The following is a 26,388-nucleotide window of genomic DNA, read 5'->3' as shown; positions in this document are numbered from 1 at the left end:
GGCGGTTTGTTTTATTACTGTAATATATTATGTAATGTTTATAGTGATATTGTTTTTTATGGTCAAACTTATTTGATAAATAAAACAGACTATTTTATTGATTCGTATTTAAATACTTAGGATAAAAAGCACTTCCCGAGTGATAAGTGACTTTTCCTGAAGAAGTATCTCGTTTTATAGAAATAAAAGAAGAATGACTCAGATGTTCTGGTATTTGATGTTGACTATCACTGGAATCGAGATTCAGAAGAGAAATAGTCACTCTTCGTTTAGATTTACTTAACTTATGAGGCATACCCAACAACCTTCTTGCAGCTCTATTACTAAACATAATTAACTCCTTTTCAGTTGTAAGTGAGTCTCTCAGTATAGCAACTTATTAGAAAACCAAAATATTGTTGGTATGATTGTTTATTAAGATATCGTTAATGTCACATATTTTGTAGAGAAAACCAGATAAATTTGTATTAAGAAAATGAAATCTGTTTATAAATAAAAAAAACTGCACCTTAAATACGTAGAGAATATAAGGTACAGTTTTTCTGAAGGATATTATCGGAGACTCAATGCTACTGAGTTACCCTTCAACGCGCACAGATTCACCGTTAAAAGTAACAACTTTCCCGGCGACGATTTTGCAGCGTTTGCGGGTTTCCACCTGAGAATCCACTTCTACTAAACCCTCTGCAATCACAGTCTTTGCACCACCACCACTTTCACACCACCCTTGAAACTTCAGTAGATCACACAGTTCTACATAAGGGTGACTATCTAAATAAAAAATTTCCATCAGTATCCTTCAGTTGTATCTACATCATGGTATTCCTCACATGCTTGCAAGGTATTTTGAATTAATGTCGCAACTGTCATTGGGCCAACACCACCTGGCACAGGAGAAATCCAACTTGCGCATTCAGATGCCTTATCGAAATCGACATCTCCAATGACTTTACCATTTTCCAGACGGTTGATGCCGACATCAATCACAATTGCGCCGGGTTTAATCCATTCACCAGGAATGAAGTTGGGTTTACCAACAGCCACAACTAATAAATCGGCCTGTTCAACATGCTGACGCAGGTTCTTAGTAAAACGATGCGTTACTGTTGTGGTACAGCCTGCTAACAGTAATTCAAGGCTCATTGGACGCCCGACAATATTGGAAGCACCAATGATAACGGCATTCAGTCCATAGGTATTAATATTACAGCGCTCCAGTAACGTCACAATGCCTCGTGGAGTACAAGGGCGCAGCTTTGGTGCACGTTGACATAATCGGCCGATATTGTAAGGGTGAAACCCATCGACATCTTTATCGGGATGAATACGTTCCAGTACCTTGACATTATCAATACCGGCGGGGAGGGGAAGTTGAACTAAGATACCGTCGATTTCTGGATCTTTGTTCAGATTATCTATCAGGGTGAGTAATTCGGCTTCGCTGGTGGTGTCTGGTAAGTCATAAGAGCGGGAAGTAAAACCAACTTCTTCACAAGCGCGACGTTTGCTCGCGACATAAATCTGGGAGGCGGGATTTTCTCCTACTAAAACGACGGCAAGCCCGGGGGCACGTTTTCCAGCAGCAACCCGCTGCCTGACTTTTTCTGCTACTTCATTTCTGATTGTCTGCGCAATCGTTTTCCCATCAATAATTTTTGCTGACATATAGTTAAGATTCCATCATCGAGTATAGGAACAGGAGCTATTTTGTCAGAACATGAACCGCCTGTCAGTTATTAATAATTAATCATAAAATGAGCATATAAGCTAAAAGGTCATTGACTCAAGCCATTATGCCCGTATAATCCCCCTCTGCATTAACTGTGCTCCTTATTTCACATCTAATGCGCCCTTAGCTCAGCTGGATAGAGCAACGGCCTTCTAAGCCGTAGGTCACAGGTTCGAATCCTGTAGGGCGTACCATCCATTCATATCTTAACGTCTTCCGAAGTCTACAAAATCCCAGCAAAACCGCAGTATTGGCCTTTCTTCGTTCTCCTGTCGTCTAGTAAGGTATGTTGAAATCTACGATCTTATAGGGGTATATTTAGGGGTATGTTCAGGTTCAATGAAATGAGATACCCCCATGAAGCTAACAGCCCGACAGGTAGACACAGCAAAGCCGAAAGAAAAACCCTATAAACTTGCCGATGGCGGCGGACTCTATCTATTGGTTAACCCGAATGGCGCCCGCTATTGGCGGTTGAAGTATCGGATCGCAGGTAAAGAAAAATTGCTCGCATTGGGGGTATATCCTGAAATCTCCCTTGCCGAAGCAAGAACCAAGAGAAATGAAGCACGACGGATGTTATCGGATGGTAATGACCCGATAGAGGAAAAGAGAGCTGAAAAGGCTGCAAAGATGTTTGCGGTCAGCAATAGTTTTGAATCCATCGCTATTGAATGGCACGATTATAAATGCCCTAACTGGTCAAAAGGCTATGCCGAAGACATTCTGGAATACCTGAAAAAAGACATCTTCCCGTATATTGGTAAACGTGCTGTTACTGAGATTAAACCTGCTGAAATGCTGTCCGTACTGCGAAAAATGGAGCAACGCGGCGTTTTAGATAAACTGAAGAAAACCAGACAGGCTTGTCGGCAAATTTTCACTTACGCCGTGATTACCGGCCGTGCAGAGTTCAATCCCGTCACTGACCTTGCCAGCGCACTTAAAGCCCCCAAGCAAAAACACTTCCCACACCTTTTAGCCGACCAAATGAGTGACTTTCTGATCGCCCTGAGTGGTTATAGTGGAAGTCTGGTCACTCAATCAGCAACACGTATGCTGATGCTGACCGGAGTGCGTACCATCGAGCTGAGAGAATCGGAATGGACGGAATTCGATTTCGATAACGATCTCTGGCAAATTCCCGCCGAGAGAATGAAAATGCGCCGCCCGCACATCGTCCCGCTATCAAATCAGGTCAAAGCTATTCTTATCAAGCTGCACGAGATTACAGGGCGCGGGAAGTACGTTTTCCCCGGTCGTAATGATGCAGGTAAGCCGATGAGTGAGGCTGCCATTAATCAGGTTATTAAGCGTATTGGTTATGATGGCAGGGCAACAGGCCACGGTTTTCGCCATACCATGAGTACAATCCTGCATGAGCAGGGTTATAACACAGCCTGGATTGAAACTCAGCTTGCTCATGTTGACAAGAACAGTATCCGGGGCACTTACAACCACGCGCAATATCTGGATGGTCGACGGGAAATGCTGCAATGGTATGCGGATCATATGGAGATGCTGGAACGAGGCAAAAATGTCCTGATCGGAAAATTTGGCAAAAGGGCGTAAAGAAGCGGTGATTTTTCATTCTTTGTTGGCAGTGCCAGCAAAGTATGCTTTTTATACAGAATATCGATGAAAAGGTAGAAGTTCCTAAAAAAATAAATTCAACAAATCGGAAAAACAATTAACGCTGTTCATTTAATCTTGCTTTTTAAATAATCCGCCTGTCATCAAACAACGTCCACGATGAGCGCTCAAGGACTCGGTAACAGGAGAAAAAATATGACAATGACAGCGTCGAAGGAAAACCTTATTCGTTTGCCGGAAGTTCAACGCAGAACGGGTTATAGCAAAGCGTGGATCTACAAACTAATTAGTGCCGGAGAATTTCCGAAACAAGTCAAACTTGGTTCTCGCTCAATCGCCTTTGTTGAATCAGAAATTGATAACTGGATTTCCCAGCGGATCGCTGAATCACGTGCGGCATAACACAGAAAAGAACATGACATAAGAAACGTAATATAAAAAGCAACGCCCCAGAGTGCTGACACACATCTGAGGCGTCTGACCAACAACCGTTATACGGAGTAACGATGATGGCTGATATACAGCATACCCAAACTCACCCTAAATTTACATCTTCAGATATCATTGATAGCCAAAAACCACTCGACCTGATCCAGACCGTGAAAAGATCCGCTATGTATCATTGGGAAAACTTATTGCCTGCCTGTGGCATTGATATTCCTGCAAAAGGTAAACATGGTGCTTGCCCTATCTGCGGTGGCACTGACCGTTTTCACTTTATCGACGATCACCATCACGGCAACTGGCACTGCCGCCAGTGTGATGATCCAAACTATGGTGATGGGCTGGATTTAGTGGCTAGAACCAAAGGGATTTCCATCACTGATGCAGCAAACGTTGTTGCAGGTGCGTTGGCATTGCCTTTGCCAGAATCCAAACTAGCCAGAGAAACCATTCAAGCTACGCAGTTAATTGCCGAAAAAGTGGCATCACTAATGGCCCAAACTGTTGCCGGACAATCTCCTTATCTGGCTGCAAAAGGGCTGGATTTCCCTAATCAGCGGCTATTGCTCAATAATTCGACTTTGTTGCCCATGGCAACACTGGATAAAAAAGTAACAGGCGCGCAGATTATCAAACCCAATGGGGAGAAAAAATTACTGTCCGGTAGCCAGAAAAAAGGTGCGTTTATTTCCGTCTCAGAGTTGGAAGATCACCCCGATATGGTGATCATTACCGAAGGTTACGCTACGGCACTGACGGTTAACCGGCTCTATAAAGGTACTGTTCTGGCGGCGCTGGATGCAGGTAATTTGTATTCTGTTGCAGAAGCCGTTCGGGAACGCTGGTCGGACACAAAAATTATTATTGCAGCAGATAACGACTGGCATCATCCCGATGAACTGGATAAGAATGACAAACCGAAAGTGAATATCGGTAAGATCTCAGCAGAAAAAGCAGCCCTTGCGGTTAATGGTTGGGTTTCGTTACCACCGACTGGGTACAAAGCTGATTGGGACGATTACCGCCAACAACATGGTGTGGAAATGGCAAAGCTGGCTTTTTCTCAGGGACTCTATCAATTAGTACCAATTAAGAAAAAATCAGCCATTCAGCCCAATGATAGTGAACCTTCAAAACTGACATTATGCCAGATGGGAGCCAGCCAGCGCGGGGAAGTATTGCTGGCGCGTTATGACGGTGATTTGGCATTGGATGGCGCTTCGGAAGCCGTTCATCACTATGACGGTATTGTTTGGCGTCCGGTCAGTGACCGTGATTTAAAACGGGAAATGGTCTCTGCATTTATGGAAGAGAAACTGCCATACTCACCGCATGGCATCAGTTCTGCTGTTGATGCCCTGAAATTGCAGCTTCCCATGATGCAGCCGCCAAAGCGCCACTTAATCGGATTCAGTAACGGCGTGTTTGACCTGAAAGCCTGCCAGTTCCGGCCTCACCGTAAAAATGACTGGCTACTGCTTGCTAATGATGTTGAATTCAATTCCCCTGTTTCGGGGGAAACCCTGAAAGACCATGCGCCGCAATTCTGGCACTGGCTTAACCGGGCAACAGCCAATTGTGAGAACAAGTTTGATCGCGTACTGGCAGCCCTGTTTATGGTGTTAGCTAATCGTTACGATTGGCAGTTTTTTCTGGAAGTCACCGGTGCCGGAGGCAGTGGCAAAAGCATCTTTGCTGAAATCTGTTCAATGCTGGCAGGTAAAGGCAATACCGTTTCTGCCAGTATGGCGGCACTGGAAAACCCACGGGAACGGGCGCTGATTGTCGGGTATTCGTTGATTATCCTGCCAGATCAGACTCGCTATGTGGGCGATGGCTCCGGCATCAAGGCCATTACAGGCGGGGATGAAGTTGCCATCGATCCGAAGCACAAACAGCCCTATTCAACCCGTATTCCAGCGGTGGTGCTGGCTGTGAACAATAACGCTATGAGTTTCAGTGATCGCAGTGGTGGAGTGTCGCGGCGTCGGGTGATTTTCAACTTTTCCGAAGTCGTGCCGGAGCATGAACGAGATACTTTATTAGGAGAAAAAATAGCAGCAGAATTACCTGTGATTATCCGGCATCTGCTGCATCGATTCGCAGATCCACAAGCCGCAAGACGTTTACTGGCAGAACAACAAAAATCCGCAGAAGCACTCGATATCAAACGTGGCACCGATCCACTGGTCGATTTCTGCGGTCACTTGATTGCATCTGATGAAGCTGACGGATTGTTAATCGGTAATGCGGAAATTATGCCGTTCAATCCTCGCAAATACCTTTATCACGCCTACCTTGCTTATATGAAAGGCAACAACCTGAATAAACCCGTTTCTGTAACCCGCTTTGGCATGGATATGCCGGGCGCACTGGCTGAGTACAGACAGCATTACCTGCGCAAGAAAAGCAAATACGGCATTCGTAGCAATCTGAACCTGAATATTGATACTGCTATTGAGTGGATGCCAAAACTGGCAAGGAATGACCAACCAGAATAATAATTTTTTCTTATTACAATCATTCTTCAAAGAAATATAAAAAAGTGTTCATCACTGTTCACTCTATAATTTAAATTAGATATATCAATTTATTATAGGGAGAATGGTTATTTTTAAACTGTTCACAAGTCTTCATCACTATTCACCTTTTCCTAATTTGAAGGTGAACCGTTGGTGAAGAGTGGTGATGAGTCTGATTTCAAGTTATCACCACCTAATAATATGAATTTAAATAAAAATATTTAAAGGTGAATAGGTGAACAGTTTTATCCCTAATTCTTTAATAGGGTGGCTTAGATAAAAATGGCTTTCTTGGTTGGCATAGTGTTTTTTAGGATCTCTGATTTATCTGGTTAATGTATTAGCCAGATAAATCAGAGAAGACAAGCGCAGCGCGTCAGTATGATTTGAATCTGTTGTGTTACGTGAAATTTAAGCAAGGTAATCAATTGATTTTATTTAAGAAGAGAGATTAATCACAATTTCCTTCATCTTATGTTATTTACCCTAGAATCCCTAAGCTGCCCCGTTATATCCTGTTTCATTAACATGCTAAAAACAAACCTGTCATTAATGAGGCAAGGAAAATGGATACACGCCCACGTTGTCAGTTCACAGAAGGCAGCATCACCCTACCGGATGGTTATCAGGAGCAGACCGTTAATATCATTATAGCCCCGGATGCCCCTGCGTTGAATATTAGCCGCGATCAATTGCATGAAGGGGAAGATCTCACCCGCTATCTTACCCGCCAGAAGGGGTTACTGAAAAAAAGCCTGCGTGACTGGCAATTACTTGAAGAGCAAGACGCTCAATTAGGTGACAACCTGTTGCAGGGCGCTTTACTGCTTTCCCGTTACCGCCCGAAAAAAGGCCAGCAAGTCTATCAATATCAGGCCGTCTTTTTGCGGGATGAGAGCAAGGTGTTGATTTTCACGATGTCATCACCGCAGGCATTTACGGAAACCCAACGGCAGTGGCTGAATGACTGCCTGAACAGTTTCCAGTTCTAGGGAGAGGACATCATGCCAGAAGCGGCAAGGCTGGGGGATACGATAGGCCATTCCAGTGCAATGGCCGGATTAGTTGCAGGTACGATCATTGGTTCATTGATTTCAGCCGCAGGAAGTATTGCAGCAGGCGCGCTTTTTGCCGTCGGCTTGGCTGCCTCCTGTATTGGCGTCGGTGTTTTATTGATCGGTGCTGCCATTGCAGTAGGGATGCTGGCAGGAAAGCTGGGTAATATGGCGCGTGATGGCTGTGTTTCGGCGGGGGCTTCATCACGAAGTCCCAGCGGAACCATTACCCGTGGTTCCGCCAATGTTTTTATCAATGGTAAACCGGCGGCTATCGCAAAACAGAGTACCGTCGTATGCAGTAAGGAAGACGGCGTTCGCCAGATGGCGCAAGGCTCTGACTCCGTTTTTATTAATGGTTTACCCGCCTCACGGGTGGGAGATAAAACCACCTGTGACGCAGCAGTCATGACAGGCTCTTCCAATGTCATCATTGGCGGCGGAACGCGAACCGAAGCTAAAATCACGCCGGAAATTCCCCAATCGGCTTATAACATCTCAGACGCCACAATGTTTTTAGCCGGGTTGACCAGTTTTGGCGGGGCGGCATACAAGGTCTCAGGGGCATTGCCAACGCTGTTCAGTAAAATTCCGAATGCTGCCAAAATTGGCAAAACCCTTTGCCGATTGGGTAAATTAGCCATTGGTGCCTCGCTTGTCGGTATCATGTCAAGACCCGTTGAAGTCATTGCCGGCCAGAAATTCCTGAACGATGACGATGAACTGGATTTTATTTTTGAAGCTGAGTTCCCGCTCTACTGGCAACGCAGTTATCTGAGCCGCTATCAGTATGACAGCGTGCTGGGGCAGGGCTGGAATTTGTTCTGGGAAAGCCGGTTAACCCGTGTGGAAGAGGGCATACTCTGGCGTGATTTATCCGGTGATATCGTTCCGTTTTCGGATGTACCGGAAGGCCATCGCTGTTTCTGCCCGGAGGCACAAAGCTGGCTGATACACACCGAAGACGGTGAGTGGGAAATCCGTGATACGGGGGAGCTGGTTTATCACTATACAGATTTTGATCATGCTGGCACCAGTCGATTAAGCCATATTCGCGATAATATCGGCAACGAACAGCGATTCCATTATAACGACCAGCAACAGATGGTGAATATCACCGGCAACGGTGGATTAAACCTGCACTGTGATTATGGCCTTATGGAAATTGACGGCAACACCGTTTTCCGCTTAACCACAGTCTGGCGCGAACTGTATAACGGCCAGCGCATTCGTCTTTGCCGCTATCATTACGATGAAAACACCCGGCTGACGGGCGTCAATCACCGTAGTGATCACTTCCAGCGTCAATTTGGCTGGACAGAGCACGGCATCATGGCCTGGCATCAGGATAAACGCGGCCTGCGCTGCGACTATGGATGGGAACAGACAGAAGACGGATTGTGGCGGGTGATCAGCCAAAAAACCAGTGAGGGTGCCGGTTATCGGCTGGATTATGATGATAAAAACCTGACCCGTACCGCGCACTGGCATGATGGTTCCCGCACCGTCTGGACGCTTAACGATGAACATCAAATTATTCACTGTGTTGACCGTAACGGCACTGAACACCATATTTTATGGGATGAATTCGGCCTGCCAAACGGGTACAAAGACGCCGAAGGTCATACCCGTCTGAGTGAATGGGATAAGCTGGGACGTCTCCTGAGCCTGACCGATGGCAACGGTGATAAGACCCAATGGCAATACCAGAATGACACTGACAGACTGACCTTTATTTTCTGGCCGGATGGTACAGAAACCGTGCTGGATTATGATGAATTCGGGCGTCTGGTCAGTGAGACTTCACCACTCAAACAAACGACCCGTTATCACTACAGCCCAAATACCCTGCGGCCTTATCAGCGCATCGATGCCATAGGTGGAGAAAGCCGTTTTATGTGGAACGGTCAGGGGCAGTTGATCCGCCATACCGATTGTTCCGGCCAGAGCAGTAGCTGGCAATATGACGATGAAAATCGGTTGAGCCGTTTTACCAATGCACTGATGGAATCCGTCCGCTATAGCTATGATGAAAACGGTCAGTTAGTGCTCGTCACCTATCCTGACGGTTCGACAGAACACATGGCCTGGGACAGTGCTGACCAGTTGATTTATCACCAGCGTAATGAAAATTCCCCTCGTGCCTGGGAATACAACCCGCTGGGGCAAATCGTTTGCACAACCGACCGCCTGCAACGACAGGTACATTATCAATACAGCTCCGAAGGGCATCTGCTCCAGATTGAGAACGCCAACGGTGGGCGTTATTTGCTGAACCGCGATGCCGAAGGGCGTCTGATTGAAGAAATCCGTCCTGACGATACCTTGATCCGATACGAATACAACGCCGCCGGTTTGTTGAGTGTGGAAAAACGCATGGGTGACCGGGTATTCCAGCAACCTGTTCATTCGGTTCACTTGCATTACGATCCTGCGGGCAACCTGACTCAACGGGAAACACGAACGGATAGCTACCAATATCAATGGGATAACATGGGGCGGTTGCTGGAAGCGCATCGTGAACCTAATGCTGCCGGAAAACAGCTTGGCTTGCTGCCGAATACGGTCAGTTTTGCCTACGATGCGTTAGGGCGGGTGGTTCGGGAGCAGAACGGCGAAGAAGTACTCCAGTTCAGCTATGATGAAATGGATAACCTGACAGAACTGACTCTGCCACAGGGGGATAGCCTGCACTGGCTTTATTACGGCTCAGGCCATCTCAGCGCCATTCGCCATAACCAGCAGATGATCACCGAATTTGAGCGCGATAACCTGCACCGTGAAACCAGCCGCACACAAGGCAACCTGTTCCAGTTTCGTGACTATGACCCACTAGGGCGCCGCATCAGCCAATACAGTGGCAGGGATAAATCAGCCTCCATCGGGCAGGGCAAACCGTGGCGGGCATGGCATTATGACCAACAGGATGATCTGTGCCTGATGGAAGATCACTACCGTGGCTGGGTGGAATATCTGTATGACTCGGAAAGCCGGCTGAAAAAAGTCACCAGTGTGGATAGCTTTGAAGAAATGCTGTGGTATGACCGTGCCGATAACCTGCTCGAACGCCCGCAATCCATGATGGAACAAGAGGCGAAAACGCCTCAGCTTCTGACGCCACAAGGTGACAGATTGATACAGTGGAATCAGTGGCGTTATGAATATGACGCACACGGCAATGTCATCACGCGGGGAACCCGTTCTGGCGATAAACAAACTTACCGTTATGATGGGGATAACCGCCTGATCAGCGCTGAAGGGTGCAGTATGCAAGCCCTCTATCATTATGATGCCCTTGGCCGACGTATTCGCAAAGTCATCACCACTCGGCCGACAGGTACACCGCAGCAGGCGCAGACGGATTTTGTTTGGCACGGCCTGAAATTGTTGCAGGAACGCAATATCAATACGGGCAAAATCCAGACTTATTGTTATGAATCCCATGACAGCTATACGCCGTTAGCCTGCATTGTGGCGAAAGGAACAGTGCGTGATTATTTCTGGTATCACACCGATATCAATGGAGCGCCACTGGAAGTGACGGATGAAGCGGGCAAGATTGCATGGTCAGGCAAATATGACGCCTTCGGTGCTGTTAACAGTATCACCGCCGCATTCTTTAGCGAACCGGAGCGCTCACCGAAAAACTTTGACCAAAATCTGCGTTTCGCCGGGCAATATTTTGACAAAGAGACGGGGCTGCACTTTAATACTTATCGGTATTATGCACCTGAAATTGGAAGATTTATAATGCCCGATCCAATAGGGGTGCAGGGCGGGATTAACCTTTATCAATATGCGCCGAACCCGTTGTCTTGGATCGATCCTCTTGGACTTGCGAAGTTGTTTGAGTTGGGAACATATGGTGATTTGAATGGACCAACCCATGTTGGTGATAAATTGCAAGCACATGAATTGTTGAGACATGAATATTTACGTCAACAGGGACTAGCAGGTAACGGTCGATTATCAGGAAATCCATCTATTGCTTTAGATTTAGATCACCATACTCGTGGCCCACAAAAAGATACACGCGGTATTGGTAGTGCTCATTGGCATGAGAATCAAATTAGGGCGAGTCAAGGCCTTGGGAAAAATGATTTTGCATCAACACCGAAGAGAGAACTAGATATAACCTCTGGTGGGTTAAGAAAATCTGGTGTTCCTGCTAGCAGAGTAAAACAGTTGAGAAATCAAGCTAGAAAATTCTTAAAAGGATTAGCAAACAAGGCTAAAAATGCTGGCACTTGTAATAAATAGGAGAAATGTTGCATGTATAGTCTTACACGAATTGTTGTAGAGGAAACCTCGAATAATGACTCCGGTTTTATTCTTGGTGGAAAAAGAGGATATGTTTCACAGTGGCCTGTAAATCCAGATGGCGAAAAATTACTTCATCTTTTTTCTATAGATTGTGAAAAGTTATCTCCTAAAATACCTGAAGGAATGTTGCCAACATCAGGATATTTATCTGTGTTTTCAACTTATTCTGATGTTGACTACTTTCTTGATAACATTACTTATTTTGGTGATGAACAAGAGCTTAACCTCATTAAGTCTGGATTTACGTTTGTTTCATATTCTTTGACTAAAGATACCTTGGAAAACAACGATAAATTTATACCAGAAAGAAGTGTTAGTCTTTTAGATATGGAAATGGAAGATGATGAATATCCAATGATTTCGCTTTTTTCAAAAAAAACTCCAAATGGTTTAGACGATATTGGTGATATTGGGGAAGATTATCATTTTGTATGTCAGATATACTCAGCAGATTTCCCTGAACCATTTCAAGATGCATTGGGTTTATCTGATGCTATTGGTTACTTGTTCATCAAAAATAAAGATAATGAAATAGAAGGTATCTTTTTTGTACAAACAGCATGATTTTTTTGAAATAATCATCTGGAACAAATGAGTGAAAATAATTCACTCAGTACCTATAAAACAATCAAGCCGGAAGATCACACATACTTCCTAGCTTGATTGTTTTTTTACTGTGGAATACCTGTGCCACGTCAACGCTGACAGAAGCTGCCCTATTACCTCTGCCACTCTTCTTCATTATTCACTGCACACGCCCGAATATCTGACCAATTCAGCCTTTTGAACAGTTGCGTCAATGCCATCGTCTGTTCATAGTTCAGATGTTCCTCTTGCCACAACTCAGAAAAATCGCTAATCTGAACAGACTATTCACCATCACAGATGGTTACATAGCTGTAATGGCAAAAAAACTCCTGTAGCCTGAAAGGGAGAGCAAGATTGCGGTACATCTGCCCACCTTTGGAAGCAGATATTGTCAGATACCTAAACCCTCGTCTGGCAGTGAAGGTTTCTTAAACTGAAAAATACACCCAAAAGGTGTTTTATATTGTCACCAAAGTGTACTGAACGTTGGTTGGTTCACGTAATTAAGCATAGACTTACTTTCACACATCACATTTATATTGCTTACTATTTCTGTTTGAAATATTCAGCGGATAGACTTTCCATAACCAAACCATTGACTCATTTCAACCGTTTGACACTGAACCTTGCGGCCTTTTGCTGTGCCTACGAGTATTTCAACTCTTGCATCACTTTTGTTGACCATTCGCGGAACCCAAGGCGTCACTTTTGGCAGGTTTACCGCTGAAAGTGACGCCGCAGCCAAAGAACAACCGAACCCTGACAGGCTCACGCCTGCTTCACCACTCAGTGAATCTGACACTGCATTTTTAGATTGAAAAAGGAGAACTTGACGATATCGAGGCTGGCTTTTTGCCGGTGGGGATGACCTGTACACGCAGGCGGCAGTACCGCGTACTCAACCGATACCCCGCAATACCTCAACCTGCGTTCACTCTGGCGCACAGATATTCGTCAAGGGCAAAGCTGATGTTTTCGTTTTGCCCGCATTGTCGCGCGCCAGAGAACGTAGATTGTCAGATATCAGTGGAGAAAAATGGATGAGTCGTTTGATGAAAGAATTAAAGTTTTTTGCCCGGCAAGGCGGTGGTAGTCACAAAACCTGCCATGATCGTATTCGGATCGCAGGGCGTCTGGGCGCGTTGTTATTGAGCCTGAATATTCAGGTGAAAAGTCTTGCTCATTTGAAAACTAAACATGTGGAACAATACGTTAATGCCCGTTTATCTCAAGGCATTACCAGGCGAACCGTGCAAAATGAAATGTCCGCATTGCGTAATATCTTCCGCATGGCTGGTCGTGAGAAACTGGAAACTTCGCCTCGCTTGAGTAATCAGGCTCTGGGATTAAGCGGTACCAGCCGTACCGGAACAAAACAGGCGATCCCTGATGATAAATTTCAGATGATTTATCAGAAAGCCCTTGAACGCGATGCCGGATTTGCCGTCACGCTGAAACTAGCCCGCTTACTGGGGCTACGTTCTCAGGAAGCCGTGCAATGCAGTGCTTCACTGAAAAGCTGGCGCAAACAGCTAGAACAGCCAGAACCGAAACTTCAGGTTGTTTTCGGCACAAAAGGTGGAAGACCAAGACAAACCCGTGTATTGAATGTTGCAGCGGTAAAAGAAGCCGTCGAACAAGCAATTACTATCGCAGAGCAACGTAGTGGCAGATTGATTGATAAACCGGATCTCAAGCAAGCCATGAATTACTGGCGGGTACATACCACAAAGATTGGTTTAACCGGCTGCCATTCACCCCATAGTTTGCGGTATGCATGGACACAGGATGCTCTGGCGTTTTACCAGCAGAATGGCTTTAGCCATCAGGAAGCACGGGCACTGGTTTCAATGGATTTGGGGCATGGAGATGGGCGTGGGCGGTATGTGGAACGGGTTTATAGTCGTTAAACTTAGTCGTTCCGTTATTGAGTCCAATAAAACAATCCGTTAAAGTATTCCCGCCATTGGCAAAATCCAATGGTCAAGGCGTCGCGGCCTTGTGTAACTATACACTGGTAGGAAGTTTCTACCAGTGCGTCTGTTATCACCCTTTCAATGGTGGTTCAGGCAGGGAAGGCTTCGGCCTTGCCGGTCATAGTTACCCGGTCCGCGAACCCTGTCTGAATCGCCACCATCAATATTAATTAATGGAAAGGGTAACAGGAATGAATAACAATATTAGAAATGACTGGCATCAAGCCGATATAATTGCTGCATTGCGTAAACGCGGTACAACCTTAGCAGCTCTCTCCCGTGAAGCAGGACTCAGTTCATCTACACTAGCAAATACTCTCAGTCGTCCGTGGCCTAAAGGTGAATGGATTATTGCGGATTATCTTGAAATCCATCCTTCGGAAATCTGGCCTAGTCGTTACTTTGATAAACGTGGTCAACTTATTGAACGTAAGGTTCGTAAAGTTTCTGTTAAATAACTGGATGGAAATTAAAGAAGCCATGTTAAAAAATAATATTTTCATTTATTAATTTTGTATTCATGGCTATTTATTAAATTTTAATTTCAGCCATTATAGGTACGCTGTATTATTTTGTGTATTTTTATGCTTCATTTTTCAATATTATATTTAAATTATCAAAGTGTATTATTATATGATATGAGAAATTATCAATGTTCGACTATTTATTTATGAAAAATAAAGCGGGTTTTAGCCCGCCATGAATAATCTATTAAATTAATTTTTGGCTGAGGTATTACAATATGGATGCATTAAAGTCCCATTGCTACTAGCCCCTTTTCCACCGTCACGTTTTCTAACTATATGATCGAATGAAATAGAATTTTGATGAATAAATCCTTGGCAAAATGAGCAAACAGATGCCTTTGGTAAACTTTCCTTAATATATATTTGTGACTTGACATCATTTGAAAATCCAGTTGAAGTTATTTTGGGAGTTTCTGTCTCTGATAAAAATGAATATTCAGATAAAATTAATTCCACAATGTTAGACTCTGGTTCTTTTTTCTTAAGTGAGTTTAAGATTAATGATTTTATTTTATAAATATGGTTGTGACTTTTCATGCCACTGCCATATTTAGCATTTACTGCTGCAATGAAATGTTTGTAATTAATTAAAAACTTTTCGAACGAGGGGCGAACAATTAAAAATGCGTTTAGATTTTTAGGTGAAGATTCTATATCTGATATAATATCAATCCAGGCTAATATTGCAGAATAAATATGGTTCCCTCTTTTATTATAAAAATATACTAATGGATGTAATCCTAGAGATGATGCATGAGAAGAGTTTATTCTTCTGAGAAACTTTAAAACTGTTTTAAGGTATTTAATGGTTGTTTTTCCATCTTGATCATCATGAATGTTTTTTGTCTTCCCTTTAATGCCATTACACTTTTTTACCAAGTCAAATATAAAACTATTTGTTTGTGGTGAGTTATGTTTTTTTATTAATGGTAAATCTAAAGTTCGCACAGGACCTGTAACTTTTGGAAGGAATATCAAATTATGGATTTCTTTCGCTGTATTTTCAATCTCATTTATTGTATCAGAATTAAATTTTGACCAATACTGATGCCCAGTACCAGCTCTTATAATTGCTCTAGATGCTATTGCAAATGCTTTTCCACGTGATTGTAATAATTCAATTTCGGTATCATTAATTTTAGATGCTTTTTGATTTATCTTAAAAAAAGACTGTTCTGCTTTTTCAGCGCCACCAGTAACCCATTGTAGTTGTATGGATGTACGACCTAAACTTAATGCTTTATCAAAAATATCAGATTCTTTTTTTCCATCTCTAATGGCTTTTTTATAGTCACTATAGGGTTTAACCGTATTTTTTATTTTTTCACGCGTTTTATTTGCTATATCTTTTTGTTCATCATCAATTTCATTATTAAAAAATTTTTGAGATATATATCCATCACCATAATCATCATTTATCCAAGCAATTAATGCCCCTAATCTGTGCGCACCATCAATAACAAAATTAAAAGAACCTGAATTCCATAGGATCACAGCTGGAATTAAATCACCATCGATAAAACTTTGTATAAATTCACATAGTTGATCATCACTCCAGTCTGAAGTTTCGCGCTGAAAATCTGGTTTTTTTAGTCCTGCGTAGAAAAATTCACCAGTTTCTAAGTCTTTTACGCTTACATTTTGGTTAAATGATGAAACTCTCGTATTATCTTCAATTATTTCGAAATCTTCACGAGGAATTAATGCATCTAAATTTACATTCGGCATTGCACACTCCATTCTAACTGTTTGTTAAATAAATATAAAATTTTTGACTCATCTATTAAGCGCAATCAGTTACTACAGTAGGATCTTTCTTAGTAAATGAAAATGCTTATAGGTAACTGATTAAAATAGGAATATATCAAATTTTCAGTTTTAAAGAATTCGGTTTTACACAAATTTCTATGTAAATAGCAAAATTATTTATTAGTTGATGGGCCTTTTAGGTCATCCTAGAGTAGTGATTGCATTTTCAGGGATATTTATTTTATTGATGATATTTTTGCAACAAAAGACCTGTTTTCAACAGTGTCAATCAAACAAAAATTAGGCAAACAGAGGAAAAATAATATGGGGGTATTATAGGGGGTATGGTGGAAAATTTAACATAATAAAATCATTTAAAAACAGTAAATTAAATTATTTTATCGAATCCTGTAGGGACCATAAAATCAATAAATTACGATAAAAAATTAAAAACCCGCCATAACAACGGGTCAGGTAACGGGTCAAGTTATCGTTACTTCTTCTCTTTTACCCAAGCCTCATAGACTTCTTCAGACCATCCCAAAAATGTTCCCCCCGCTGTTCTGTCCGGCTTAGGAAACTCATTTCTTTTTGCGTACATTCTCCAAAGGGTCGTTTTACTTTTTCCGGTTAGCCGTTGCATCTCTTCACGTTTGATGTACCTTGTTGTCACCACTCCTCCTCCCTTTGATAGCCACTTATCAAAATTCTCTTGCATGTCTTATCCGGTTTGCCTAATTTCATTATGTTTCAGGCAACATTCTGGACATCATTACTTACTGATATGTGAAGTGATCAGTGTTTTACTTGTTTCCAATATCTATTTTTCTTACAACTGTATTTGAATTAATTTATTTTGAATGTTCATATTATGAATCTCTTTCATATTCTTTCCTTATGAGTAATCATTCTGAATTCAGAGTGAAATATTCCCCAGTACAGGCGCTGTAATGAAATTTTTATCATGATATAAAATAGAATTTTCTTCTTCTTGTTTTATTCAACGAGGGTATAACAATGCCTTATTGCCGATGTGTCTTTCTTCTGGCAAGAAGTAAAAGGCAATATATCCATTAAATACATATAGCTTCCTTTTCGCTGATAAAGCCCATAGCCGTGACCGTCAACCGGTTCTAAATGATAGCAAGGGATCGGTTCGGTATGTTTTTGTCTGACGTGGTACATCGCCAAGAGATAATGTTTAAATTCCTCTTCATGATTTATTTCCCTGTCATTATTCTTTTCTGCCAAAAAGGGAAGATAGAAGTGCTCTGAATACGGAGCGGTGGCTGGCACAATAGGGGCAATAATACCTTTAATGTGGTGGGTACTTTTGGGTGTTGTTGTCGGTTCTTCGATGATGGCAGAAATAAAGGTAAGCATAAATCCTCATGTTAACGCTTTTATTATTTTGCAGTGATGACTCCTATCACTTTGATGCCCCTAACGTTATCACCGAAAACCCCTTAAATCCATACCCTGAGTGATATAAATTAAATAATTCCATTATGTAATTGATATTAAATATTTTTTATTTGGTGTGAGCTGAATGATTTTTTTAGTGTGATAATGACAGGGGCGGTGAGCATCCAAGACTCTGCATGAGAAAAAACAGTGTCTTGGTGTAAGAAATCGGCGGAATTTGCGCGTTGAATGAAGCCGAGAGGCGGTTATTGTTTTCGTTTCATGCCACGAAATAAACAGACAATCACCCCGACGATATCGATGTCAGGCGAAACTGGGATCAGAGGAACACGGGTATCGTCAACCGACAAATATCCCACGCCACCGCCCAGCTTATAACGATAAACAGAATGCTGTTCACCGATGCGGGCATAGACTAAATCATCATTGCCCCTCTCTCCCTGAGTATCGACCACGATTAAGGCGCCCGCCGGGACATCAGCGCAACCGGTATTTTGGGGGATGCGGTAAGCCCGGCAGGTGTCAAATGCGGCCTTTTGCTCAGACAGGGCCGGTACCATGAAAGTGTCGCGGGTGGCGTGTTCCTGCTCATAAATTTTGACCGACACATAGCGGTTGTACTGCCCGGCCATGTCATCTTCATCATGAAGTTTATTACCACTGCCATCACTGAGCCATTCCGGGCGTACGCCCAACGCCTGGGCTAAGTCAATGATCCGACCGGTTTTCGTCGCCGTCCCGGAGAGTAATTTCCATATCATGGATTGTGCCATGCCGGCTTTTTTTGCCAGCGAAGATTGGGTCAGTCCTTTATCTGCCATGGCTTCTTTTAATCTGTCAGCAAGCGTCATAAGTGCCTCATGAGTTTATCTGGGTATTCTGAATGATGGGTTGCTCATTCTATCCCTAAAGTGATAACTTTACAAACACACTGATAGTGATTTAATGTGATCGTTAGTGATATTATGATGGCAAACGTATGGGAACGGGGAAAAAATGAAAAACAGCGTGATAGAGAAAGTGATAGAGATTGCCGGCAGCCAGACCAAACTGGCTCAGGCACTGGGGTGTGCGCAATCGCTGATTAGCGGGTGGCTGTATGGCAAAAAACGGGTTTCGGTGTCACTGGTGCCTGAGATCGTGATTTTTTCAAACGGGGTGGTTCAGGCCCATGAACTGCGTCCGGATTTGCCTAAAGTCTTTCCGCCCCCTGATATCAGGGTCGGTGAGTAAACAGGCCGCGTGTTTAGCGTAGGGTAACAGGGAGAAACGACATGAGTATGAGTCTGATGGTGCAGGCAATGAGTATCCGGGTGGGCAATCCCCTGCGGAAACTGGTGCTGATTAAGCTGGCCGATAATGCGAATGATAAAGGGGAATGCTGGCCGTCGTATCAGCATATTGCGGATCATTGTGAGTGCAGTAAAAGTGCGGTGCGAAATCACATTGCTGCCCTGATTAAGCTGGGCTTGCTGACCAAGGAAAACCGGCTCGGTAATCACAACGGAAAAGGGAATGCCTCGAATGTTTATTACTTGAATTTATCGGTTGGCCCTGTGTCGCCAAAAAACATGCCCCCTGTGCCACCCGCTGGCAGCCCTGTGTTACCTGCTGGCACCCCTGTGCCATCAAATGGCAGACCCCCTATGCCGTCAGATGGCACCAGAATCAGTCACGCTTTTGAACCAGTCAAGGAATCAGTCAAAGAACCTATAAAACCCTTAGGGGCTGGGCAGGTGAAAAAAACACAAAAATCAAAATTCGACCCACTCACCGCCAAACCGGAAAACGTGAGTACGGAAACATGGGCAGACTGGGTGACGTTCCGGCAGGAAATCAGGAAACCCCTGACGGAAACCAGTTGCCGACAGCAGGCCAGACAACTGGCTGCATGTACTAACCCTGATGAAGTGATTTGTACCTCGATTGCCAACAGTTGGCAGGGACTCTTTCCTGACAGACCCAAATTCGGTCAACGGCAGCAAACCAACACCCATACTGGATTTGAACACAAGCGCTATGAAGCTCACGGTGCGAACTGGACAAAAAATATTTAAGGAGCAGAAAACGTGATGGAAACACAAGATCCCGGAATATTAAAAATCGTTCCCCGCTTTGCGCAGGCCAGCTTTGCGACCTACAAGCCGCAGAGCCTGATAGCTGAAAATAACTTGAAAACCTGTCAGGGCTATGCTCGGACGTGGGAGGACCGCAAGCAGGCCGGGGAAGGTATGATCCTGTGCGGACGTCAGGGAACCGGCAAAACTCACCTTGCCGTGGCCATTTGCCGTGAGATTGCCGCCGGGGGTGATGAAGCGGTTTTTATCACCACTGCATCACGTATCATCCGGGCGTTTCGTCGCTCATGGAACAGCGAGGGTGAAATGAGCGAGTTTGACACGCTGAAATTTTACAGCGAACTGGATTTGCTGGTGATTGACGAAATCGGGGTGCAGTACGGCACCGAGTCTGAACGCCATATTTTGTTTGAGGTGCTGAATAATCGCTATGAAGATCTGCTGCCCACTATTCTAATCAGTAACTTGCCTGTTACGGCGCTGGGGCAGTTTTTGGGTGACCGGACGCTGGACAGAGTGCTTCAGGGCGGCACGGTACTGGCCTTTGACTGGGAAAGCTACCGAAGGGAGATCGCATGAACCAATATGATTTGGAAATGGCCGTTATCAGTGGTTTGTTGTCGGGGGGAGCGACCCCCGATGCCTACGATGTCTTGGCGACATTGCCGGATGAGGCGTTCAGCTCGGTTCATCTGCGCCGGGTGTACGGGGAAATCAAAAGGCTGGCCCTGAGCAATGCCATGATTGATCCCTTTTTCATTGCAGATGCGATGGGCGAAGAACGGGGTGTTCTGGCTAACCTGCTGGAACTGGCCAAGACCCCAGTTTGGCAGGCCAATTTAAAAGGCTATGCAGAAAAGGTTATGCGTTACTGGCGGGTACGTCAGGTCACTGATCTGATTAACTGTTACCAGAAAGCGATTCAGGCCTGTGGCAATCACACGCAAGCGGAAGCACTGATCGCGGCGTTTGCGTCCCGGTTTAATGAATTATCCCCGCGTGACGGTAGCTTACAGCCTGTTGTCATCGGCACATTGCTGGATCGTTATGTTGAAACACTGGAAGCGCGTCATCAGGGCAATGCGGGCATGATCCTGACCGGGATTGAACCGCTGGACGAACTGACGGGGGGATTTAACCCGACGGACCTGATTTTGCTGGGCGGACGTCCGGGGATGGGAAAAACAGAACTGGCCCTGTGCATGATTGAGGGGATGACCCGTGACGGGGGCGGGGCTTTGTTGTTTTCCATGGAAATGGCGGCCCAACAAATTGCCGAACGTCTGGTGGCGGGATCGGCGGCGATGCCGGTGTCTCACCTCAGAAAGGGTGAGCTGTATGACGAAGACTGGGGGCGCATTGGCCAGGCACTCGGTTCACTTATCGACCGGGATATTCATGTGCTGGATGCCAGCGACTTGAGTGTCGACCAAATCTGTGCCATCAGTGAAACCCATAAGCGCCGCCACCCGAACTTAAAGGGCATTTTCGTAGACTATCTTGGATTGATTAGCAAACCCCGGGCTGACCGTCACGACTTAGCCATCGCAGAAATCTCGAAGACGCTGAAAGGGCTGGCGAAACGACTGCATACCCCGGTCACGGCCTTGAGCCAGTTATCCAGAGACGTGGATAAGCGGCCCTTGCATCAGCGTCGCCCGGTGGGCGCTGACTTACGTGATTCCGGCTCGTTGGAGCAGGATGCAGATCGCATTATTTTTACTTATCGGGATGAAGTGTATCACCCGAATAGCCCTGCCAAAGAGTATGCGGAAATTATTCTGGAGAAGAACCGCCACGGGCAGATCGGCACGGTTTATCAGGTATTCCGGCACGGCCATTACCTGCCGACCGATCAGAGTGCGGCAGCCGAAATTTGCCGCAAGCCGCAACACTCCAGACAAAAACAACGCCGCTATGCCAACCGGGCACTTTAACCGAGGAGTGGGCGAATGCGTGATATTCAATTCGTGATGGAACGCTGGGGCGCATGGGTGGCAGATAACCGCGACGGGGTTTACTGGTCCGCCCTTGCGGCAGGTTTCAAAGGACTCATTCCGAACAAAGTGAAGTCTCGGGTACAGTGTTGTGATGATGACGCTCTGATTATCTCAAGTTGCATGGCAAAACTGAACCAGCAGTATAGTGAGGCCCATGACCTGCTGTTTGATTATTACGTTTTCGGTAAAACGTTTATGCAATTGGCTCATGATTATCACTGTTCTGATACGTATATTGGAAAACGGTTACAAAAAGCCGAAGGCGTGATTGCAGGGATGTTAATGATGTTGGATATCCCACTGGATATGGATAAAGACATCCCGTTAGTGGCGGCATATAAAAATAAATCTTTACGATCGTAAAAACGCTGCTATTGTGATAAACGTGATAGCAAAGTCACAAGGCATTATTAACGCCAGACATTTTAAACCTTGCCCCGTGCAAGGTTTTTTTACGCCGGAAAGAAACATAAGACTTGCTGTTGTGTTGGGTCAGAGTTACATGTGTGCTTATGCACAAAAACTGACCATGAGGTTAAAATTATCATGCTAAAACAGGAAGATATGACGATAACCGCCGCCTGTGTTTTAGACGCTGTACCTTTGCATACGTGGTTTTCTGTTTCTGAAGTGGCGAAATTAATGGGGTTGCCTGAACCTCGTTGCCAATTACTGTTAACACAATTTCGTCTGGCGGGTTTAATGGAAAGCCGGGACGATGACACGTTTTTCAAACGTTCCTTCCTGATGGGGTGATGTTCCTAGTATGTGAAAGCGCAGCCGGTGAATGCCGGCTTTTCGTGTTGTGGTTTTCCCGAAAGCTGCCAGCGTCGAGAGGAAAAAAAGCGAATGGATTTACGCCCTGTCACCTTAGTCAACGACGATTCCCTGAAATTTATCAAAACCCTGCCGGATAACTGCATCGACCTGATTGCCACCGACCCGCCGTATTTTCGGGTAAAAGCGTGTGACTGGGATAACCAGTGGGAGGACGTGACGGCTTATCTTGCGTGGCTGGATGCACTGCTGGCTGAGTTCTGGCGGGTCCTGAAACCGAACGGCAGCCTGTACATGTTTTGTGGTTCGCGTCTGGCATCTGATACCGAGCTGCTGGTGCGGGAACGGTTTAATGTGCTGAACCACATTATCTGGGCAAAACCGTCTGGCCCGTGGCGCAGGCAACATAAAGCAAGCCTGCGGATGTATTTTCCGGCCACGGAACGCATTATTTTTGCTGAACACTATCAGGGACCTTATCACCCGAAAGGCGACGGCTATTTCAAACATTGCCGGGACCTCAAACAGTCGGTATTTAAACCGCTGGTGGATTATTTTCGTGATGCCCGAAAAACGTTAGGCATCACGGCAAAAGACATACACAAAGCCACCGGAAAGCAGATGGCCAGTCACTGGTTCAGCGACAGCCAGTGGCAGTTGTCCAATGAAACCGACTACCAAAAGTTACAGGCGCTGTTTGACCGTATCGCTAAAGAAAAGCACCAGCGGGGCGAGCTGAATACGCCGTATTCTGATCTGGCGGACTCGCATTTCACCCTGTCGCGTCAGTATGATGAATTGCGGCAGGAATACGGTTTAATGCGTCGCTCATTCACCGTCACCGCCGATGTGCCTTATACCGATGTCTGGCAGTTTGCGCCGGTACAATATTATCCGGGCAAACACCCGTGTGAAAAACCGGCTGATTTAATGGCGCATATTATCCAGTCCAGCAGCCGGGAAGGGCGGATTTCTTTATGGGCTCCGGGGCAACCCTGAAAGCGGCGTTGAAACTCAATCGTCGTGTATTGGGGGTGGAGCTGGAAGAAACTCGGTTTCAGCAAACGAAGCAGGAAATAATAGGCTTGAATTTATAGCTCAATAAATCACTTATCATCTTTCAAATTATAAGCCTTGCTATAGTCGTAATCCGATTGAGATGAAAATTTGGCCCAAGTAAGGTTTCAGGTGCGTTAACCGCAGGATGAAATTACCTTTATTAATAAATAATTAAGTGAGGTTTTTATGTCTAAAGTTAATAAGCCAGAGAATAATGCTGCCCTTAAGTGCCCATTCGATCCTAACCAATATAATATTGGCGACAATAACATAACCGTGCCAGCTGGTACTTCCGCATGGGCGCTAAGTCTAGTCTATTTAGGAAAACAGGTGCATCGCAGTGGTTGGAATGCTCCTATAGAACATATGCGTCTTGCTCATAAATCAGAGGTTGGTAATACAGATGATGGGGATGCTTATATTGAAAAGAGTGATAAAAATGGCTATTGGTCACGTTGGACACCAACTCAAGAGGATTTGTTGGCTTGTGATTGGCGGTTATTAGAGTCACTGTGTTCATCAGAAGATAGCATGCTAGTTTTTGATCTCACATCAGGGGCAGATAAGAATTCTAATGTTCAATATTGGGGTTATTCTTCAGGAAAATACGATAGCTCTCTTGGTGATTTGAGTATCGTACAAAATAAGACAGATATTGCAGAATTTTCCCTTCTATATTGGATTGAGTATAATTCTTCCGCCTTCGAAAACCAAGTATTCTGGAATATATCGTCTTACCCAAATGAAGAAAGTGTCCAAAAAGTTGCAAAGTTATTTAGCAAAGTTCTTGTTATAACAGTCGATAATATATCTTACAATCTTGGTAGGGCTAAAGATGCCTCCTCATTAGAGGGGGAGTCAGGTGGTAAATATGTCTATGTTGCATCATATTTTGGTTCTGAAGCGGCAAAATTAGGGGCTATTATGAAACATAAAAGTCAAATCCGCTTCTGTTGTAAATGGGGTTGACACTAATCTAAGTTCTAATTTCAAGGTTGCACTACTTTTTTGTGTGGCCTTTTCTATATCTGGAACTTTAGCGTAGAGGGTTTGCGCGAATGCCAGAAGAGCATTAGGATTCGGTTCTATTCCGAGAGATCCCACCAATTTTGCCGCCGCAATCACTTCCAGTACCACCGTATCTGCTATTGCGGTCGGCATCCTATTAACTCACTCACAGGGGCGACTATCTCACCCCACAGAAGCCATTGCTCTAATCGGATGGAATATGAAGATGAAAGAAAATCCTGATATTTGGGCACACCTCGGTGACTGGCTTATCTCAATAAAAGAACAAGGCATTGGCGCCACCCTCGCCGGGACAATGGCATTTCTCCGAGGTCGCTATAACGGCAGCGGCTGGTTAAAGGTGTCTATTGATGCCTTTATGTGTGCCATGTTCGCCTGGTTCATTCGTGATGTATTAAATCTGTTTGGCTTGAATCCTGACTTAGCCTACATCGGCAGTGTGGTGATTGGTTATCTGGGTACGGACTTTATCGGTCAATTGTTACGTAAGGTGGCAAAGAAAAGAGCAGGAGCCTCTTCTGATGGAAATCAGCAATAAAGGTTTTGAGTGCATCAAACAGTATGAAGGCCTGAAACTAAAAGCCTATCCTGACTCGGCAACCGGTGGCAGGCCGTGGACCATTGGTTACGGTCATACAAAAGGGATTAAAAAGGGAGATGTGATTACAGAACAGCAAGCTGAAATATTCCTGCATGATGATCTCCAACCTGTTTACACCATATTAAGACAATGGGTTAAAGTTCCGCTGAATCAAAGCCAGTTCGATGCCTTATGTTCGTTTATCTTCAATTGTGGCAGCGGTAACTTTTCGGGTTCTACGCTATTGAAGAAACTCAATCAAGGTGATTACACCGGCGCAGCGGCAGAGTTTTCCCGATGGAATAAAGCGGCAGGCAAGGTTATGCGTGGGCTGGATAATCGCAGGACATCTGAACGCCAGATGTTTTTATCATGAAGCTCAATTTCACCTCTGGCGTTGTTATTGCATTGATTATCGCTTCAGTCGTAGCCTTCTTATACCGCTCTGGCTATAAGAAACAGCTCGGCATCAACAGTGACCAGATAACTGAAATCCAGCAACTGACTGACACCATTAGCTACCAGAATACGCATATTGAAATGCTGCATGAGCTGGATAGTAAACACACTCAGGAACTCGCTCATGCCAAGACTGAAATCGACACTCTTCGGGCTGATGTTGCCGCTGGCCGTCGCAAGCTGTGCATCCAAGCCACCTGTCCCGTGTCAGAAACCACTGCCTCCGACAGCGTGGTCGATGCAGGCTCCCCACAACTTACCGAATCAGCTCAACAAGATTATTACGATCTCCTCCGAATGATGTCTGAGAACGAGCGGCAGACGAAATATTTGCAAGACTATATCAAAATTGAATGCAGAGGAAACAATGGAAAAACAATACATTCTATTTTGGGTGAGTAAAAATTAATAACGTAGAACTTATTGAAATATGAAATTTTTATTAAGGATAATAGCCCTCACAATAACTTAATGA

Annotated in this window: 27 protein-coding genes, 1 tRNA gene and 1 pseudogene; 21 read left to right on the top strand and 8 right to left on the bottom strand. The window is 44.6% G+C overall.

Translation table 11 applies throughout. The features are described from left to right. Nucleotides 1-94 precede the first annotated feature (94 nt). The 3 genes from sra to folD all read right to left on the bottom strand — a co-directional run bounded on the left by sra (nucleotide 95) and on the right by folD (nucleotide 1,665). Nucleotides 95-331 carry a stationary-phase-induced ribosome-associated protein gene (sra, locus tag ABLA85_RS04325; protein WP_367961690.1) on the bottom strand — a complete coding sequence of 79 codons (237 nt, stop codon included), beginning with the start codon at nucleotides 329-331 and terminating at the stop codon, nucleotides 95-97. A 246-nt stretch (nucleotides 332-577) separates the two neighbouring features. Then, complete coding sequence (gene ybcJ / locus ABLA85_RS04320; RefSeq protein WP_367961688.1) at nucleotides 578-790, bottom strand: ribosome-associated protein YbcJ; 213 nt, start codon at nucleotides 788-790, stop codon at nucleotides 578-580. Continuing rightward, entirely contained in the window at nucleotides 790-1,665 is an 876-nt protein-coding gene (folD, locus tag ABLA85_RS04315) for a bifunctional methylenetetrahydrofolate dehydrogenase/methenyltetrahydrofolate cyclohydrolase FolD (RefSeq protein ID WP_047682571.1), read from the bottom strand. Before folD ends, ybcJ begins: the two co-directional genes overlap by 1 nt. A 181-nt stretch (nucleotides 1,666-1,846) precedes the next feature. On the opposite strand from folD, the gene ABLA85_RS04310 reads away from it, so the two are divergent. From ABLA85_RS04310 to ABLA85_RS04280, 7 genes are all read left to right on the top strand, one after another. After that, nucleotides 1,847-1,923: transfer RNA gene (locus ABLA85_RS04310), tRNA-Arg, on the top strand. A 163-nt stretch (nucleotides 1,924-2,086) separates the two neighbouring features. Further along, a complete protein-coding gene (locus ABLA85_RS04305) occupies nucleotides 2,087-3,301 on the top strand; it encodes a tyrosine-type recombinase/integrase (protein WP_367961685.1) in 1,215 nt (404 codons plus the stop codon). A gap of 216 nt (nucleotides 3,302-3,517) precedes the next feature. Continuing rightward, nucleotides 3,518-3,724, top strand: coding sequence for a helix-turn-helix transcriptional regulator (locus ABLA85_RS04300; protein WP_367961683.1), 207 nt, complete (start codon nucleotides 3,518-3,520; stop codon nucleotides 3,722-3,724). Nucleotides 3,725-3,831: 107 nt separating this feature from the next. Further along, a complete protein-coding gene (locus tag ABLA85_RS04295) occupies nucleotides 3,832-6,267 on the top strand; it encodes a toprim domain-containing protein (RefSeq protein ID WP_367961888.1) in 2,436 nt (811 codons plus the stop codon). Between the two features lie 587 nt (nucleotides 6,268-6,854). Next, the gene (locus ABLA85_RS04290) at nucleotides 6,855-7,280 is read left to right on the top strand and encodes a DcrB-related protein (RefSeq protein ID WP_367961681.1); all 426 of its coding nucleotides are present in this window, start codon (nucleotides 6,855-6,857) and stop codon (nucleotides 7,278-7,280) included. 12 nt (nucleotides 7,281-7,292) lie between these two features. After that, a complete protein-coding gene (locus tag ABLA85_RS04285; RefSeq protein ID WP_367961679.1) occupies nucleotides 7,293-11,603 on the top strand; it encodes an RHS repeat-associated core domain-containing protein in 4,311 nt (1,436 codons plus the stop codon). A gap of 12 nt (nucleotides 11,604-11,615) precedes the next feature. Next, nucleotides 11,616-12,230, top strand: coding sequence for a DUF1963 domain-containing protein (locus tag ABLA85_RS04280; RefSeq protein ID WP_367961677.1), 615 nt, complete (start codon nucleotides 11,616-11,618; stop codon nucleotides 12,228-12,230). A 589-nt stretch (nucleotides 12,231-12,819) separates the two neighbouring features. Here the strand turns inward: ABLA85_RS04280 and ABLA85_RS04275 are convergent. Next, nucleotides 12,820-13,056: a hypothetical protein gene (locus ABLA85_RS04275; RefSeq protein WP_367961676.1), complete on the bottom strand. Its 237-nt coding sequence runs from the start codon at nucleotides 13,054-13,056 to the stop codon at nucleotides 12,820-12,822. Between the two features lie 238 nt (nucleotides 13,057-13,294). Between ABLA85_RS04275 and ABLA85_RS04270 the strand changes: the two genes are divergently transcribed. From ABLA85_RS04270 to ABLA85_RS04260, 3 genes are read left to right on the top strand one after another with little or no spacing between them, the layout of a single operon-like run. Next, a complete protein-coding gene (locus tag ABLA85_RS04270) occupies nucleotides 13,295-14,164 on the top strand; it encodes an integrase domain-containing protein (RefSeq protein WP_367961675.1) in 870 nt (289 codons plus the stop codon). Nucleotides 14,165-14,181: 17 nt separating this feature from the next. Then, a complete protein-coding gene (locus ABLA85_RS04265; RefSeq protein WP_367961674.1) occupies nucleotides 14,182-14,400 on the top strand; it encodes a hypothetical protein in 219 nt (72 codons plus the stop codon). Between the two features lie 21 nt (nucleotides 14,401-14,421). After that, nucleotides 14,422-14,688, top strand: coding sequence for a helix-turn-helix domain-containing protein (locus tag ABLA85_RS04260; protein ID WP_367961672.1), 267 nt, complete (start codon nucleotides 14,422-14,424; stop codon nucleotides 14,686-14,688). 258 nt (nucleotides 14,689-14,946) lie between these two features. On the opposite strand, the gene ABLA85_RS04255 is transcribed toward ABLA85_RS04260, so the two are convergent. The 4 genes from ABLA85_RS04255 to ABLA85_RS04240 all read right to left on the bottom strand — a co-directional run bounded on the left by ABLA85_RS04255 (nucleotide 14,947) and on the right by ABLA85_RS04240 (nucleotide 18,782). Then, on the bottom strand, nucleotides 14,947-16,485 hold the full coding sequence (locus ABLA85_RS04255; protein ID WP_367961671.1) for an HNH endonuclease: 1,539 nt from the start codon (nucleotides 16,483-16,485) through the stop codon (nucleotides 14,947-14,949). A 514-nt stretch (nucleotides 16,486-16,999) separates the two neighbouring features. Next, nucleotides 17,000-17,179 (bottom strand): AlpA family phage regulatory protein, encoded by a 180-nt coding sequence (locus ABLA85_RS04250; RefSeq protein WP_254850483.1) that lies wholly within the window; start codon nucleotides 17,177-17,179, stop codon nucleotides 17,000-17,002. A gap of 323 nt (nucleotides 17,180-17,502) precedes the next feature. Next, nucleotides 17,503-17,889, bottom strand: coding sequence for a hypothetical protein (locus ABLA85_RS04245; RefSeq protein WP_367961668.1), 387 nt, complete (start codon nucleotides 17,887-17,889; stop codon nucleotides 17,503-17,505). A 287-nt stretch (nucleotides 17,890-18,176) separates the two neighbouring features. Continuing rightward, nucleotides 18,177-18,782 (bottom strand): helix-turn-helix domain-containing protein, encoded by a 606-nt coding sequence (locus tag ABLA85_RS04240; RefSeq protein ID WP_367961667.1) that lies wholly within the window; start codon nucleotides 18,780-18,782, stop codon nucleotides 18,177-18,179. 145 nt (nucleotides 18,783-18,927) lie between these two features. On the opposite strand from ABLA85_RS04240, the gene ABLA85_RS04235 reads away from it, so the two are divergent. From ABLA85_RS04235 to ABLA85_RS04185, 11 genes and pseudogenes are all read left to right on the top strand, one after another. Beyond that, the gene (locus tag ABLA85_RS04235; RefSeq protein WP_367961664.1) at nucleotides 18,928-19,164 is read left to right on the top strand and encodes a transcriptional regulator; all 237 of its coding nucleotides are present in this window, start codon (nucleotides 18,928-18,930) and stop codon (nucleotides 19,162-19,164) included. Nucleotides 19,165-19,205: 41 nt separating this feature from the next. Further along, on the top strand, nucleotides 19,206-19,988 hold the full coding sequence (locus ABLA85_RS04230) for a helix-turn-helix domain-containing protein (RefSeq protein ID WP_367961662.1): 783 nt from the start codon (nucleotides 19,206-19,208) through the stop codon (nucleotides 19,986-19,988). Between the two features lie 15 nt (nucleotides 19,989-20,003). Further along, nucleotides 20,004-20,588, top strand: coding sequence for an ATP-binding protein (locus ABLA85_RS04225; protein ID WP_367961660.1), 585 nt, complete (start codon nucleotides 20,004-20,006; stop codon nucleotides 20,586-20,588). Beyond that, a complete protein-coding gene (locus ABLA85_RS04220; protein WP_367961658.1) occupies nucleotides 20,585-21,946 on the top strand; it encodes a replicative DNA helicase in 1,362 nt (453 codons plus the stop codon). The genes ABLA85_RS04225 and ABLA85_RS04220 overlap by 4 nt, the downstream gene beginning before the upstream one ends. A 15-nt stretch (nucleotides 21,947-21,961) precedes the next feature. Then, nucleotides 21,962-22,372, top strand: coding sequence for an antiterminator Q family protein (locus tag ABLA85_RS04215; RefSeq protein ID WP_367961657.1), 411 nt, complete (start codon nucleotides 21,962-21,964; stop codon nucleotides 22,370-22,372). 183 nt (nucleotides 22,373-22,555) lie between these two features. Next, the gene (locus ABLA85_RS04210; protein WP_367961655.1) at nucleotides 22,556-22,765 is read left to right on the top strand and encodes a hypothetical protein; all 210 of its coding nucleotides are present in this window, start codon (nucleotides 22,556-22,558) and stop codon (nucleotides 22,763-22,765) included. Nucleotides 22,766-22,858: 93 nt separating this feature from the next. After that, nucleotides 22,859-23,883: pseudogene (locus ABLA85_RS04205) on the top strand (site-specific DNA-methyltransferase). A gap of 148 nt (nucleotides 23,884-24,031) precedes the next feature. Next, on the top strand, nucleotides 24,032-24,814 hold the full coding sequence (locus tag ABLA85_RS04200; protein WP_367961653.1) for an MW1434 family type I TA system toxin: 783 nt from the start codon (nucleotides 24,032-24,034) through the stop codon (nucleotides 24,812-24,814). A 259-nt stretch (nucleotides 24,815-25,073) separates the two neighbouring features. Next, complete coding sequence (locus tag ABLA85_RS04195; RefSeq protein WP_367961651.1) at nucleotides 25,074-25,412, top strand: phage holin, lambda family; 339 nt, start codon at nucleotides 25,074-25,076, stop codon at nucleotides 25,410-25,412. Further along, nucleotides 25,396-25,830 (top strand): lysozyme, encoded by a 435-nt coding sequence (locus ABLA85_RS04190; protein WP_367961650.1) that lies wholly within the window; start codon nucleotides 25,396-25,398, stop codon nucleotides 25,828-25,830. The genes ABLA85_RS04195 and ABLA85_RS04190 overlap by 17 nt, the downstream gene beginning before the upstream one ends. After that, the gene (locus tag ABLA85_RS04185; RefSeq protein ID WP_367961648.1) at nucleotides 25,827-26,315 is read left to right on the top strand and encodes a lysis protein; all 489 of its coding nucleotides are present in this window, start codon (nucleotides 25,827-25,829) and stop codon (nucleotides 26,313-26,315) included. Before ABLA85_RS04190 ends, ABLA85_RS04185 begins: the two co-directional genes overlap by 4 nt. Nucleotides 26,316-26,388: the final 73 nt, after the last annotated feature.

The sequence above is a fragment of the Xenorhabdus sp. SGI246 genome, from assembly GCF_040838225.1.
Lineage (GTDB): Bacteria > Pseudomonadota > Gammaproteobacteria > Enterobacterales > Enterobacteriaceae > Xenorhabdus > Xenorhabdus indica.
This window is presented reverse-complemented; position numbering and strand designations above follow the sequence as displayed.

Coding starts and splice junctions, on each gene's coding strand:
- ABLA85_RS04300 (WP_367961683.1), top strand. CDS start 3,518: ATGACAATGACAGCGTCGAAGGAAAACCTTATTCGTTTGCCGGAAGTT.
- ABLA85_RS04245 (WP_367961668.1), bottom strand. CDS start 17,889: ATGCTTACCTTTATTTCTGCCATCATCGAAGAACCGACAACAACACCC.
- ABLA85_RS04185 (WP_367961648.1), top strand. CDS start 25,827: ATGAAGCTCAATTTCACCTCTGGCGTTGTTATTGCATTGATTATCGCT.
- folD (WP_047682571.1), bottom strand. CDS start 1,665: ATGTCAGCAAAAATTATTGATGGGAAAACGATTGCGCAGACAATCAGA.
- ABLA85_RS04285 (WP_367961679.1), top strand. CDS start 7,293: ATGCCAGAAGCGGCAAGGCTGGGGGATACGATAGGCCATTCCAGTGCA.
- ABLA85_RS04305 (WP_367961685.1), top strand. CDS start 2,087: ATGAAGCTAACAGCCCGACAGGTAGACACAGCAAAGCCGAAAGAAAAA.
- ABLA85_RS04295 (WP_367961888.1), top strand. CDS start 3,832: ATGGCTGATATACAGCATACCCAAACTCACCCTAAATTTACATCTTCA.
- ABLA85_RS04225 (WP_367961660.1), top strand. CDS start 20,004: ATGGAAACACAAGATCCCGGAATATTAAAAATCGTTCCCCGCTTTGCG.
- ABLA85_RS04260 (WP_367961672.1), top strand. CDS start 14,422: ATGAATAACAATATTAGAAATGACTGGCATCAAGCCGATATAATTGCT.
- ABLA85_RS04190 (WP_367961650.1), top strand. CDS start 25,396: ATGGAAATCAGCAATAAAGGTTTTGAGTGCATCAAACAGTATGAAGGC.
- ABLA85_RS04215 (WP_367961657.1), top strand. CDS start 21,962: ATGCGTGATATTCAATTCGTGATGGAACGCTGGGGCGCATGGGTGGCA.
- ABLA85_RS04280 (WP_367961677.1), top strand. CDS start 11,616: ATGTATAGTCTTACACGAATTGTTGTAGAGGAAACCTCGAATAATGAC.
- ABLA85_RS04290 (WP_367961681.1), top strand. CDS start 6,855: ATGGATACACGCCCACGTTGTCAGTTCACAGAAGGCAGCATCACCCTA.
- ABLA85_RS04235 (WP_367961664.1), top strand. CDS start 18,928: ATGAAAAACAGCGTGATAGAGAAAGTGATAGAGATTGCCGGCAGCCAG.
- ABLA85_RS04240 (WP_367961667.1), bottom strand. CDS start 18,782: ATGACGCTTGCTGACAGATTAAAAGAAGCCATGGCAGATAAAGGACTG.
- ABLA85_RS04200 (WP_367961653.1), top strand. CDS start 24,032: ATGTCTAAAGTTAATAAGCCAGAGAATAATGCTGCCCTTAAGTGCCCA.
- ABLA85_RS04270 (WP_367961675.1), top strand. CDS start 13,295: ATGAGTCGTTTGATGAAAGAATTAAAGTTTTTTGCCCGGCAAGGCGGT.
- ABLA85_RS04220 (WP_367961658.1), top strand. CDS start 20,585: ATGAACCAATATGATTTGGAAATGGCCGTTATCAGTGGTTTGTTGTCG.
- ybcJ (WP_367961688.1), bottom strand. CDS start 790: ATGGAAATTTTTTATTTAGATAGTCACCCTTATGTAGAACTGTGTGAT.
- ABLA85_RS04210 (WP_367961655.1), top strand. CDS start 22,556: ATGCTAAAACAGGAAGATATGACGATAACCGCCGCCTGTGTTTTAGAC.
- sra (WP_367961690.1), bottom strand. CDS start 331: ATGTTTAGTAATAGAGCTGCAAGAAGGTTGTTGGGTATGCCTCATAAG.
- ABLA85_RS04230 (WP_367961662.1), top strand. CDS start 19,206: ATGAGTATGAGTCTGATGGTGCAGGCAATGAGTATCCGGGTGGGCAAT.
- ABLA85_RS04195 (WP_367961651.1), top strand. CDS start 25,074: ATGAAGATGAAAGAAAATCCTGATATTTGGGCACACCTCGGTGACTGG.
- ABLA85_RS04255 (WP_367961671.1), bottom strand. CDS start 16,485: ATGCCGAATGTAAATTTAGATGCATTAATTCCTCGTGAAGATTTCGAA.